The organism is Bordetella sp. H567 (assembly GCF_001704295.1).
In the GTDB taxonomy this organism is placed as follows: domain Bacteria; phylum Pseudomonadota; class Gammaproteobacteria; order Burkholderiales; family Burkholderiaceae_B; genus Bordetella_C.
In genome coordinates this window covers 5144229-5156260 of sequence record NZ_CP012334.1, presented here as the reverse complement: position 1 = coordinate 5156260, position 12032 = coordinate 5144229, and the positions used below count along the sequence as shown (strand labels likewise).

Sequence of the window (12032 nt, the reverse complement as noted above, 5' to 3'; positions counted from 1 at the left end):
GTTTAAGCGTTTTTTGGAAGTGAGTATGCTTGCCTTGCACGTAACCGGCGGCAGAAACCAAGAGCGGAAGAGAGCCGATACGTAAGCCGATATGGCGACATCGCCACACTACGCGGCAGTCCTCCGGTCATGCAGCCACGTTTACCCGGGTGTAGTCCGTAGTGATGTCGCCTAACTCGCTAGCAGGAATGGCGCGTCGCTTCGATAGATGCGGGAGAGCGCGCGCGTGATGTTGGCGTGGCGACTGGGCCTCAGGCCTTCTGCAATACGATGGAAATGCCGGTCTCCGCATAGCACTTCGCCCAACTATTGTTCATCGCCTTCAGATCGGGGAAGTTCCGTCCATCCGCGGGATCCATGTACGTGCCATTCGGCCGCTCCATGACGTAATGAAGGCCCAGCAGCTTCATGACGCCCATGATTTTCAGCGCCCTTTGCGACTCGAGCAAGGCAGGCCGCTTGCGGTATTTGACCAGGACGCCGGACTGCGCACACAGTTGCTCGCAGCGGGGATAGAGCGCCTTGAGCAAGCCCGACGTGCACGCATTTTCCATGTAGACCTCGGCATCCAGGCCTAGCATCCGGCCGGCGAATACGATGTTGTGCGGGAATGAGTAGCCGCCCTTTTCCAGGTTGAAGAAGGGCGTCGGCCCCAGGCTGGCCCCGCAGGTCATGTAATAGATCGCGGATTCGCAGGTATTGTTGGACTGCAGTTCCTGGCCCATGAGCATGGTATTGGGAATGTGGGGAAGGTGGGTGATGCCCAATTCGCCGGCGGCGCACAGCAATGTCGCGGCGCCACAAGAGTTGTCGTAGAACTGCTTTCTCCGGAATGTGCTCATGGATGGCTTCGCCCTTACCTGCCCGCGATTGCGTAGGCAGGACTCGATGCAAGGATGTAGGACGGCCCGATGCCGGCGCGCGGGCATCCGGCCGCGGCGTTCGGCGGCTCTCGTTCAATGAACCTTCGCGGGGATTCTGACGAGTTTCGCCGGACGGGCGCAGGCGAAATTTCTGAGATATGGCCGCTTCTGTGTCGTCCGGGCGGCAGCGCTATGGGTTCGGGGCGCGAAGGTGGGGGAACGAAGCAGCGATTCAATGGCCTGCGGGCTCCCCAGGCCGGGCCCTTATTGCGGCATCGTGGTGACGATGCCTGGAATGCCGGCAGCCTGATCCGAGTCCTGATACGTAAACACCGCATTGGGGCTGGCCTCGGAGATTTCGATGAGGGGCACGAAAATCTTCGTCAGGTCGTAATACCGCTTCTGTTGCTGTTGCGTGAAGGACAGCGGATAGTGGCGAGCCGGCCCGCGTTCATGTTGCGTCCCGGGCGTGGACGCTTTTTCCCGTGCGCCTGGTCTTGCCTCGTGCGCAGCGGACCTTGCCTCTTGTTTATAAGGCACGAAGAAGAAGGCCATCAGCGGAATACGGGCCGGGGCGTACGACGGCCAAGGCCTCATGACCACCTCGTTCCAAGGCATCAGCACCGGGCTACCGATTTTTAGGATGGCGGCGTCCGCCTGGATCATGGCCTCCATGCCGCGCCGGTCGGAGCCATTCGCCGGGTTCAGTGCGAAGCCGCAAATGCTTCCCGGGATAGCGCCATATTTATCTATCCACTGTTGCCCCGTCGTAATGCCCAGGCTCGCGCAAGGCGCGGTATCGGGAACGATCTTGCCGTCGAGGATCTGCGCGCCGCACCCCGAGTTGCTGCGTATGTCCGTATCGCCATCCGTGGGATAGGCACAGCGATAGTTCGGCTTGAAGGCCTGGTGGTCCTGTCCCACCATGGGGAAGTCGTGATCCAGGTAGGCCTGGGGCCACAGAGCCAGGCCGGCATTCCCGAATCACGGTGTCGCGATGTCTTGCCTGAAATACGTAAACGATATCCTGGCGGTCTTGGGCTCCATCCAATACGGGTCGTCGCTTTCGAAGGCGGTCACCATCAGCCCCTGGCAATAGTTGGCAGGCTTGTTGCCGCAGGGATACATCGCGGCCAGTTTGCCATCGAAGGCGTCGGCCATCTTTCCTGCCACATAGGCGCCGAACACCTTGCGGTTCTTGTTCTGACGGCTTTTTTCGGCGGTGTGCCCGGGGCCAGGGGAGGGACTACCGGCGAAGGCCGGGGGCTGCGTCAACAGGGAAAGCGCCAGCAGAATCCGAAACAGCGTTTTCATGGATGCATCCTCGTGAGCAGGAATGCCAGCGGCCGTCGTACGAGCGTAGCCACCGCGCCGTCATGGACGATGCAACGGCGCGCCAGCACCATAGCATCGGAGCCGCCGGAATCCATGTCCTTGGACGATGTCTCACAAATGATTTCGGTGGCCGTGCCTGCTGCCGGCCGAGGCATCGGGCGCCGATGCCGGCCTGCCCGTCCGGGACTCATCGGCGGCGCGCCCGGATGGCGAGGGGCGTCGCGGCACGTTCGTCGGGCTGCGCCAGGGGCGCGATGCCGCCGCGGATAAGGCACCGGCGGAGCCGCTGGCCGCGAAAAGGTACCATTGGGGCGTTACACACGGGTTTTTCCTCTCTCATGTCCGATTCCCCCTCGTTTCCGGCGGCTGTCGCCGCCCCATTGCACGATCTGCTCGCGGAAAGCGCGGGGGTTGTACGGGCGGTGCTGGCGGGCCGATCCATGACGGACGCCATCGGCCTGGTGCCGGCGCCCTTGCGTGCCGGTACGCAGGCGCTGTCGTTCCACACCATGCGGCGGCTTGGAGAGGCGCGCGCCGCGCGGCGCATCCTTGTTGCCCGGACGCCGCCCGAACCGCTTGCCGAAGCGCTGCTGCTGGTCAGCCTGGCTTTGCTGCTGTCCGCGCCCGTGGCGGCGTCGACCGCGGGCGCGCCCCAGTCGCCTTTTTCGCTTCCCCCCGGCATCCTGCCCGCCACCGCGCCAGGATCCGAGGCTGCTTCCGTGGCCGGCGGGCCGGCCTACGCGCCCTACACCGTCGTGGACCAGGCCGTGGAAGCCGCCGCCCGCCTGCCGCGCGTCGCCCCCTTGAAAGGATTGGTCAACGGCACGCTGCGGTCCTTCCTGCGCGACCAGGCGGCGCTGTTACCCCAGCTGGCGCGCCAGATCGAGGCGCGCTGGAATCATCCCCAGTGGTGGGTGGACAAGCTGCGTTCAGCCTATCCCGAGCAATGGGAATCCATCCTGGCCGGGGCCAATGTGCCGGCGCCCCTGGCCTTGCGCGTCAACGTTCGCCGGGTGACGCGGGAACAGGTGCTGGCCGCCTTCCAGGCGGCGGGCATAGGCGCCCAGCCGGTCGGTCCCGCCGGCATCGTTCTGGCCCAGCCGCGTCCCGTGCAGCGCCTGCCGGGCTTCGAGGAGGGCTGGTGGTCCGTGCAGGACGCCGGCGCCCAGCTTGCCGCCCCGCTTCTGCGCGTGCAGGATGGGATGCGGGTACTGGATGCCTGCGCGGCGCCGGGCGGCAAGACCGCGCATCTGCTCGAATTGGCCGACGTCGATCTGCTTGCCCTGGATGCGGACGCCGGGCGCCTGCGGCGCGTAGGCGACAACCTGCGTCGCCTTGGCCTGGATACGCCGCGCGTGGCGCTGCGGGCCGCGGACGCTGCCGACCTGGACGGCTGGTGGGATGGGCGGCCGTTCGATGCGGTGCTCGCCGATGTTCCCTGCACGGCCTCGGGCATAGTGCGCCGGCATCCCGACATCCGCTGGTTGCGGCGCGCCGACGACGTCCCGCGCACCGTCAAGCTGCAGGCACGTATCGTCGACGCCCTGTGGCGTACCGTGGCGCCGGGCGGCCGGCTGTTGTACGTGACGTGCTCGGTCTTCCCGGACGAAGGCGAACGGCAGGCGGCGGCCTTTGCCGCCCGCCATGCGGACGCGAGCCGCCAGGAGGCGCCGGGGCAACTGCTGCCCGTCGCGTCCGGCGCAACAGAAACGGCGCAGCACGACGGCTTTTTCTATGCCTTGTTTGCCAAGGCCCGCTGAATCGCCAAGAATAGTGGAGTCGCCGCGCTGATTCTTCGTATGTCCACTTCCACGCGCCTGTTTTTATTGTTGCTGGCCACCGTGCTATTGCTGCCGTGGTCGGCTGCCGCCCGGGCGGCCGATCCCAAGGTGGTCAATGTCGATCCCGTGATCCGCAACGGCAAGGTCGAAATCGACGCGGACATCCGCTTCGACTTGAACGACCAGCTGCGCGAGGCCGCGGAGCGCGGCGTGCCGCTCTATTTCACGGCCGACATCGTCATTACGCGCTCGCGCTGGTGGTGGCTGGACACCACCGTGGTCGATACCAGCATGACGTGGCGCATCATCTACAACGCCCTGACCCGCCAGTGGCGCGCCGGCGTCGGCGAATTGAACCTGCCGGTGCAGTCGCTGGACGCGGCCATGGACATGGTGCGGCACATACGCGGCTGGGCGGTGGCCGATGCGGGCGATCTCTCCACGGGTGTACGCTACGACGGCAGGCTGCGCTTGCGCCTGGATACCTCCATGCTGGCGCGGCCCTTCCAGGTCAATGCCCTGAACAGCAGTTCGTGGTCCGTGGCCACGCCGTGGAAAGACTTCGACTTCGCCATCGCCAATCCGTCGGGGGGCAACCGATGAGACTCCTCCTGCGCATCGCCCTGGTGGTGGGCGCGCTGGCGGGCGTGCTGCTGTTGGGCCTGCTGGCCTGGTCCACGGGCAATGCGTCGCGCCTGGCGCGTTACTACGATGCCCTCTTGTTGCTGAACGGCGTGGTCGCGCTGGCGCTGTTCGCCTGGGTCGTGGCGCTGACGGTCAAGCTGGTGCGGCAGATACGGCGCCGGCAGTTCGGCGCGCGGCTCACCGCGCGGTTCGCACTGGCCTTTACATTGATCGGCGTGGTGCCTGGCGCCCTGATCTACACCTTGTCGGTGCAGTTCATGTCGCGGTCCATCGAGTCCTGGTTCAATGTGCGGGTGGACAGCGCGCTGGAATCGGGCCTGAACCTGGGACGCGCGGCGCTGGATTCGTTATTGGCCGATCTGGATGCGCGGGCACGCTCCATGGCAACGGAATTGAACCGCGCCAGCGATAGCAATATCGCGTTGACGCTGACCCGGCTGCGCGAAGCCAACGGCGTGCAGGAAGCGATGGTCTTCACCGGCGGGGGCCGCATGATCGCTTTTTCCACCAACCAGTATGGCCAGCTGCTGCCCGAATTGCCGCCGGCCACGGTCCTGAACCAGTTGCGGCTGTCGCGCGGCTATTCGGCGGCGGAAGCCGACGATCCGTTGGACCGCGGCCAGGGCGGCCTGCACCTGCGGGTCGTCATCCCGCTGATCGCGCCCGAGCGCTTCGATACGCTGGGCAATTCCGGGGGGGAGCCGCGCTGGCTGCAGCTGATCCAGCCGGTCCCCGAGCAGATCGCCCACAACGCCAACCGCGTCCAGCAGGGCTTTCGCGATTACCAGGAACTGGCGATTTCGCGGCTGGGGCTGCGCAAGCTCTATGGCATCACCCTGACGCTGGCCCTGCTGGTTTCCGTCTTCACCGCCATTGCCGTGGCCCTGTCGCTGTCCAAGCGGCTGGTGCGTCCGCTGCTGCGCCTGGCGGCCGGCACGCAGGCCGTCGGCATAGGCGACTACCGGCCCTTGCCCGAACCGCCCGAGCGCGACGAAGTCGGGCAGCTTACGCGTTCTTTCAATGCCATGACGCGGCAGCTGGACGAAGCCCGCCGCATGGTGGAAAGCAACCGGCAGCAGCTGGAACGCTCGAATGTCTATCTGGAAAGCGTGCTGTCCAACCTGTCTTCCGGGGTGCTGGTCTTCGACGAAGGCTTTCGCGTAACCACCGTCAACCAGGGCGCCCAGACCATCCTGCAGGCCGACCTGCGTTCGGTCATCGGCAGGCCGCTGGAAACCGTCGAAGGCATGCTGCCCTTCGCGCAGATCGTGCGGCAGGCCTTCGCCGCGCATACCGCGGTGGGATCGGAGCGCCTGCATTGGCAGCAGCAGTTCGAAATTCAGCTCAGTCCGGCCGCGCATCCGCACGCCGCCCCGCAAGCCGCCACGCTGCTTGCCCGTGGCACGCACCTGCGGGTGGACGGGCGTGGCAACGGCTATCTGGTGGTGTTCGACGACATCACCGAACTGATGTCGGCCAACCGCGCGGTGGCCTGGGGCGAGGTCGCGCGCCGGCTCGCCCACGAAATCAAGAACCCGCTGACGCCCATCCAGTTGTCGGCCGAACGCCTTGCCATGAAGCTGGCCGATCGCCTGGAGCCGAACGACCGTCGCATGCTGGAGCGTTCCACCAATACCATCGTCAACCAGGTCTCGTCGCTGAAGCACATGGTCGACGATTTCCGCGAATTCGCCCGCACGCCCCCGGCCGTCATGAAACGCATCGATTTCAACGACCTGGTGGCCGACGTCCTGTCCTTGTATGGCTGGGATCCCGTTGAAGGCGTGTTGCGCGATCATGTGAATTCGCTGAACCTGGAGGTCGAGCTGGAACCCGGCTTGCCGGCCATCGAAGGCGATCCCACGCAATTGCGCCAGGTGATACACAATCTGCTGGCGAATGCGCGCGATGCCATCGCGGACCAGAAAGAGGGCAAGGTGCGTGTGATCACGCAGCTGACGCGCGCGCGCCAGGGCGATGGCGAAGAGCAGCTTGCGCTGCGCTTCACGGTGGCGGACACCGGGCCGGGCTTTTCCCCGCAAGTCATGCAGCGGGCCTTCGAACCCTATGTGACCACCAAGTCGCACGGGACTGGGTTAGGATTGGCGATCGTCCGCAAGATCGTTGAAGAGCATGGCGGACGCATCGATCTGGCGAATCGGCGCGAAGGCGGCGCCCGCATTTCGATACTGTTGACCCGCCTGGCGGGCGGGGTCGATACTCTGGACGCAACCGCACAACAACAGGATAATGCGGCTACGCAATAGGTGGACGGGCTTATGGCCAGAATTCTGGTGGTTGATGACGAAGTTGGCATTCGCGAGCTTCTGTCAGAAATCTTGTACGACGAAGGACACACGGTTGAACTGGCCGAAAACGCGGCCCAGGCCCGTGCCGCGCGTCTACGGTCGCGCCCAGATCTCGTACTCCTGGATATCTGGATGCCCGACACCGACGGTGTCAGCCTGCTGAAGGAGTGGGGCTCGCAGGGCCTGCTGGACATGCCCGTCATCATGATGAGCGGCCATGCCACCATAGACACGGCGGTCGAAGCCACGCGCATCGGGGCCCTGGACTTCCTGGAAAAGCCCATTACGCTGCAGCGGTTGTTAAAAACTATTTCCGCAGCGCTCTCGCGCGGCCGCGCGCCGCAGCCCGCGCCCACGGCGGCATCCCTGGCGGCCGTGCCGCTGGAAGATGAACTGGACGCTCCCGCCGCGCCGGCCCATTCCGTGGAAGCGCCCGCCGGCTCCAACGGATTGCTGGGCAGCATCTCGCTGGACCAGCCCCTGCGCGAAGCGCGCGACGCCTTCGAACGCATCTATTTCGAATACCACCTGGTGCGCGAAAGCCATAGCATGACCCGGGTCTCCGAAAAGACGGGCCTGGAACGCACCCATCTCTACCGCAAGCTTAAGCAGTTGGGCATCGAGTCCGCGCGCAAGCGCAGTACATGAAGATTCTCATCGTTGGGGCGGGACGGGTAGGCACCAGCGTGGCCGAGAACCTCGTCTCGGAGCAAAACGACATCACCGTTATCGATACCGACGCGCGCAACCTGCTCGATCTGCAGGAACGCTGCGACCTGCGCGGGCTGCATGGCGACGGCACGCAGGTCTCCGTGCTGCGCGAAGCCGGCGCCGAAGACACCGATCTGTTCATCGCCTGCGCCGCTTCGGATGCGGTGAACCTGGTGGCGTGCCGCATCGCGCGCCAGATGTTCAGTATTCCACGGCGCATTGCCCGCATACGCTCGTCCGACGTCGCCGAACATCCCGAGCTGCTCGGCGACGAGGGCTTCTGCATCGACGCGCTGATCAGCCCCGAGCGCAGCGTCACGACCTACCTGCACAGCTTGATCGAATTTCCCGAAGCCCTGCAGGTGGTGGAATTCGCGGGTGGCCGGGTCAGCGTGGTAACCGCGCGGGTGGGGCGCGGCAGCGCCATGGCCAATCGCTCCCTGGATGCGCTGCCGGAAGTCTGGCCGGACGTCTCGGCGCGTATTGTCGACATCGTGCGTCACGGCCGGCCGCTGCAGGCCGGGCATGGCACCGTCATCCTGCCGGGCGATGAAGTCGTGGTGGTGGCCGATACGCGCCACGCGCGGCGCGCCGTCCGCCAATTGCGGACGGCCGAAAAAACCGCCCGGCGCATCATGATTGCCGGCGGCGGCAACATCGGCTTGCGGCTGGCCAGCGAACTGGCCGAGGAAAACTACAGCGTGCGCATCATCGAGCAGGACGCGGCGCGCTGCCAGTCCCTGGCGGAAAAGCTGCCGTCCAGCGTCCTGGTCCTGCACGGCAATGCCACCGACGAAGCCTTGCTGGAACGCGAGAATATCCAGGATATGGATACCTGGCTGGCGCTCACCAGTGACGACGAAGACAACATCATGTCCTCGCTGCTGGCCAAGCGGCTTGGGGCGCGCCGCGTCATTGCCTTGATCAACCGGCAGGCCTACGGCGAATTGATGCAGGGTAGCCATATCGACGTCGCGGTATCGCCTTCGCATGCCACGATGAGCGAACTGCTGCGCCACGTGCGCCGTGGCGACGTCGTTGCCGTGCATCGCTTGCGGCAAGGGGTGATCGAGGCACTGGAAGCCGTCGCGCACGGCGATCGGCGCACCTCGCGCGTGGTCGGGCGCCAGGTCTGCCAGCTACGCCTGCCCAAGGGAGCCATCATCGGCGCGCTGGTGCGCGAAGACGAAATCATCATGCCGCAGCCCGACACCGTCATCCAGCCGGACGACCATGTCATCGTCTTCGTGCCGGGCCGCAACCAGATGGCCCGCGTGGAAAAGCTGTTCCAGGTTTCCGCGTCGTTCTTCTGACCGCCCCGTTGGCCATGCCTACGTTCCCTTCTATCGCTCCCTGGCGCCGCGCGCCCAGGATGGCGCCCCGGCTCCGGAGCGGCCGGCGCGGCACCGCGGGCCTATGCCGCGGAGGGCCGGGGTGAGCAGGCTGGCTTCCGTATTCAACCTGCTGGGCCTGATCATGGCGTTGTTCGCCCTGGCCATGATCCTGCCGCTGGGCCTGGCCCTCTACACCGGGGACGCGGGGCTGCAGGCCTTCATCCAGGCGGCCCTGGTGTCCATGGCGGCCGGTGGATTGCTCTGGGTGGTCACGCGCCGGCGCCGGTCCGAACTGCGTCCGCGCGACGGCTTCCTGCTGGTGTCCATGGTCTGGACGGTGCTGCCCGCCTTGGCGGCCATGCCGCTGCTGCTCTATTTCCACCGTGCAGGAACGCCGCTGTCCTTCACGGATGCCTACTTCGAGGCGATGTCGGGCCTGACCACCACGGGCGCGACCGTGCTGACCGGGCTGGATCGCCTCCCACCCTCGATCAACCTGTGGCGCGCGACGCTGGTGTGGCTGGGCGGCATGGGCATCCTGGTCCTGGCCGTGGCGGTGCTGCCGCTGCTCGGGGTCGGCGGCCACCAGATATTCCGTGCCGAGACGCCGGGCCCCATGAAGGATGAAAAGCTGACGCCGCGCATCGCCAGCACCGCCAAGGCGCTGTACGCCGTCTATTTCGGCTTTTCGCTGGTATGCCTGCTGGCCTACCGCCTGGCCGGGCTGACGTGGTTCGAGGCCTGGTGCCACATGGCGACCACCATGGGCCTGGGCGGCTTTTCCACCTGGGACGACGGCTTCGCGCACTTCGATTCCCTGTCCGTGGAAATCGTGGCGATCGTCTTCATGCTGATCGCCGGCATCAACTTCGCCACGCACTTCGGCGCCTGGCATGCACGCAGCATGCGACCGTACTGGAACTGCCCGCAGACCATCCCCTATCTGGTCCTGACGCTGGGGGCCGCGCTGGCGATAGCCGTCCTCCTTTATATCAACGGCATCTACCAGACGCCCGGGGAAGCGCTGCGCTACGGCGTCTTCAACGCCGTTTCCGTCATTACCACCACGGGATACGCGAGCGTGGACTATGCCAAGTGGCCGTTGTACGCGACCTTGCCGATGCTGCTGCTGTCCGGCGTGGCAACGTCGGCGGGCTCCACCGGCGGCGGCATCAAGATGATCCGCGCGATCCTGCTGGCCAAGCAGGCCCGCACGGAACTGGTCACCATGCTGCATCCGCACGCGGTCAGCCCGGTACGGCTGCGCGGCAGGGTGGTGGATAACCGCGTGATGGCTTCCGTGCTGGCCTTCATGCTGATGTACGGCATGTCCATTGCCGTGTTGACCGTCCTGATGTTGATGTCTGGGCTGGACCCGGTCACCGCCTTCAGCGCGGTGGTGGCGAGCGTGAACAATACCGGGCCGGGCCTGGGCCCCATCGGTCCCATGGGAAGCTTCGCGGTCCTGACCGACTTCCAGGTCTGGGTATGCACCTTCGGCATGCTGATAGGCCGGCTGGAATTGTTCACGGTGCTACTGCTTTTTACGCCGGCTTTCTGGAGGAGGTGAGCAGCCCCCCGGAAAAACCCTAGGGGGTGAGCGCTCGCTTACTCGCTGCCCGGGGAGAAGCACGCGAGTTACGCGCGGTTGCTTATTTATGTCACGATTTTCACCGCTTATGACGCCAATGGGCGGCTAAACTGCGGGCTTCGCGTCACAGACCAGGCATCCCGGGCTCTCGCCCGCCTTCAGTACGCCTGACGCCGTCCCCCACCATAAGATACATAGGAGCAGGAAATGGAACAGATTCCGTTCGTCCCTTCCGCCCCCAACACCCTGGGAATCGAACTTGAACTGCAATTGATCGATCCTCGGACGTTCGACCTGACCGCTGCTTCGGACGAATTGCTGGCGCAAATGGCCGACCATCCCATCGCGGACCGGGTCAAGCCTGAAATCACCCGTTCCATGATCGAGCTGAATTCCTCCGTCCACGAGCATCCCATGGGCCTGCTCGCCGAAATGCGGGAAATGCGCTCGGCCCTGTGCGAAGCCGCCGACGCCGTCGGCGTGTCCGTTGCCGGCGGCGGCGCCCATCCCTTCATGCGATGGCAGGAGCGGTCCATCTCGGACACCCCGCGCTTCCAGTACCTGGCCGAGATGTACGGCTATCTGGCGCGGCAGTTCACCGTCTTCGGCCAGCATATCCACCTGGGCGTCAAGAGCGGCGACCAGGCCATCACGCTGACACGCCAGCTATCTGCCTACGTGCCGCACTTCATTGCCTTGTCGGCCTCCTCGCCCTATTACGAGGGCGTCGATACGCTGTTTTCGTGTTGCCGCCTGAACGCGGTCAACAGTTTCCCCCTTGCCGGGCACATGCCGCCCGAAGTCACGGATTGGTACCGGTTCGAGGCCCATCTGGCGCAGTTGCGTACCCTGGGCCTGGCGGAAAGCATCAAGGACCTGTATTGGGATATCCGCCCCAAGCCGGAGTTCGGCACGGTGGAAATCCGCGTCTGCGATACGCCGCTGACGGTGGAGCGCGCGTGCCAGCTGGCGGCCTTCGCCCAGGCGCTGGCGGTGCTGCTGCAGCGCGAGCCCCAGCCGGAAGGTGGACTGTGGCTGGCCTACCGCAGCAATCACTTCCAGGCTTGCCGTTTCGGCCTGCAGGGCAGCTACGTCACGGCCGAAGGGCAGCGGCTGCGGCTGATCGACCATCTGCGCGCGCTGTTCGGACGCCTGCTGCCCGTCGCCGACGAACTGGGCACGACGGACATGCTGACGGCGTTGCGTGACGATGCGCTGCGTGCGGGCAATGACGCGCGGTGGCTGCGCGCCCAGTTCCATCGCCTGCGCGATCTGCCGTCCGTGGTGGAATCCATGACCGGCGCCTTCCGCGGCGAAATCGGGGTGGTCGGCATGGCAGGCACGGATCCCACCGCCGTGCTGCGCCGCCGCGTCAGGGCGACTTCGGAGCCCTTGGGCGGCGTGGGCGTCCAGACCTTGGCCGAGCCGGGGACGGCGCCGCGGCGCCTGCATTGACCCCGGTC

The 12032-nt window shown here is 65.6% G+C and carries 10 protein-coding genes; 7 read left to right on the top strand and 3 right to left on the bottom strand.

The window, feature by feature from the left end:
- Nucleotides 1-251: 251 nt before the first annotated feature.
- The 3 genes from AKI39_RS23110 to AKI39_RS23100 form a co-directional block, all read right to left on the bottom strand.
- Entirely contained in the window at nucleotides 252-842 is a 591-nt protein-coding gene (locus AKI39_RS23110) for a hypothetical protein (protein WP_066641314.1), read from the bottom strand.
- 285 nt (nucleotides 843-1127) lie between these two features.
- On the bottom strand, nucleotides 1128-1790 hold the full coding sequence (locus AKI39_RS23105; RefSeq protein ID WP_066641313.1) for a hypothetical protein: 663 nt from the start codon (nucleotides 1788-1790) through the stop codon (nucleotides 1128-1130).
- 57 nt (nucleotides 1791-1847) lie between these two features.
- Nucleotides 1848-2177: a hypothetical protein gene (locus tag AKI39_RS23100; RefSeq protein WP_066641312.1), complete on the bottom strand. Its 330-nt coding sequence runs from the start codon at nucleotides 2175-2177 to the stop codon at nucleotides 1848-1850.
- Nucleotides 2178-2536: 359 nt separating this feature from the next.
- Here AKI39_RS23100 and rsmB point away from each other — a divergent pair, with 359 nt between their 5' ends.
- The 7 genes from rsmB (at nucleotide 2537) to AKI39_RS23065 (ending at nucleotide 12024) form a co-directional block, all read left to right on the top strand.
- A complete protein-coding gene (gene rsmB / locus AKI39_RS23095; protein WP_066641310.1) occupies nucleotides 2537-3958 on the top strand; it encodes a 16S rRNA (cytosine(967)-C(5))-methyltransferase RsmB in 1422 nt (473 codons plus the stop codon).
- Between the two features lie 39 nt (nucleotides 3959-3997).
- Entirely contained in the window at nucleotides 3998-4582 is a 585-nt protein-coding gene (locus tag AKI39_RS23090) for a DUF4390 domain-containing protein (RefSeq protein WP_066641308.1), read from the top strand.
- The gene (locus AKI39_RS23085) at nucleotides 4579-6891 is read left to right on the top strand and encodes a sensor histidine kinase (RefSeq protein ID WP_066641306.1); all 2313 of its coding nucleotides are present in this window, start codon (nucleotides 4579-4581) and stop codon (nucleotides 6889-6891) included. The genes AKI39_RS23090 and AKI39_RS23085 overlap by 4 nt, the downstream gene beginning before the upstream one ends.
- 12 nt (nucleotides 6892-6903) lie before the next feature.
- A complete protein-coding gene (locus AKI39_RS23080; protein ID WP_066641304.1) occupies nucleotides 6904-7581 on the top strand; it encodes a response regulator in 678 nt (225 codons plus the stop codon).
- A complete protein-coding gene (gene trkA, locus AKI39_RS23075) occupies nucleotides 7578-8957 on the top strand; it encodes a Trk system potassium transporter TrkA (RefSeq protein ID WP_066641302.1) in 1380 nt (459 codons plus the stop codon). Before AKI39_RS23080 ends, trkA begins: the two co-directional genes overlap by 4 nt.
- 163 nt (nucleotides 8958-9120) lie before the next feature.
- Nucleotides 9121-10548 (top strand): TrkH family potassium uptake protein, encoded by a 1428-nt coding sequence (locus AKI39_RS23070; protein ID WP_443103678.1) that lies wholly within the window; start codon nucleotides 9121-9123, stop codon nucleotides 10546-10548.
- 228 nt (nucleotides 10549-10776) lie between these two features.
- Nucleotides 10777-12024, top strand: a complete 1248-nt coding sequence (locus AKI39_RS23065; protein ID WP_066641299.1) for a YbdK family carboxylate-amine ligase — start codon at nucleotides 10777-10779, stop codon at nucleotides 12022-12024.
- Nucleotides 12025-12032 lie beyond the last annotated feature (8 nt).

Excerpts from the sequence above, each read along its gene's own strand:
- AKI39_RS23100 (WP_066641312.1), bottom strand. The coding sequence starts at position 2,177 with ATGAAAACGCTGTTTCGGATTCTGCTGGCGCTTTCCCTGTTGACGCAG.
- rsmB (WP_066641310.1), top strand. The coding sequence starts at position 2,537 with ATGTCCGATTCCCCCTCGTTTCCGGCGGCTGTCGCCGCCCCATTGCAC.
- AKI39_RS23105 (WP_066641313.1), bottom strand. The coding sequence starts at position 1,790 with ATGGTGGGACAGGACCACCAGGCCTTCAAGCCGAACTATCGCTGTGCC.
- trkA (WP_066641302.1), top strand. The coding sequence starts at position 7,578 with ATGAAGATTCTCATCGTTGGGGCGGGACGGGTAGGCACCAGCGTGGCC.
- AKI39_RS23085 (WP_066641306.1), top strand. The coding sequence starts at position 4,579 with ATGAGACTCCTCCTGCGCATCGCCCTGGTGGTGGGCGCGCTGGCGGGC.
- AKI39_RS23110 (WP_066641314.1), bottom strand. The coding sequence starts at position 842 with ATGAGCACATTCCGGAGAAAGCAGTTCTACGACAACTCTTGTGGCGCC.
- AKI39_RS23080 (WP_066641304.1), top strand. The coding sequence starts at position 6,904 with ATGGCCAGAATTCTGGTGGTTGATGACGAAGTTGGCATTCGCGAGCTT.
- AKI39_RS23070 (WP_443103678.1), top strand. The coding sequence starts at position 9,121 with ATGGCGTTGTTCGCCCTGGCCATGATCCTGCCGCTGGGCCTGGCCCTC.
- AKI39_RS23090 (WP_066641308.1), top strand. The coding sequence starts at position 3,998 with ATGTCCACTTCCACGCGCCTGTTTTTATTGTTGCTGGCCACCGTGCTA.
- AKI39_RS23065 (WP_066641299.1), top strand. The coding sequence starts at position 10,777 with ATGGAACAGATTCCGTTCGTCCCTTCCGCCCCCAACACCCTGGGAATC.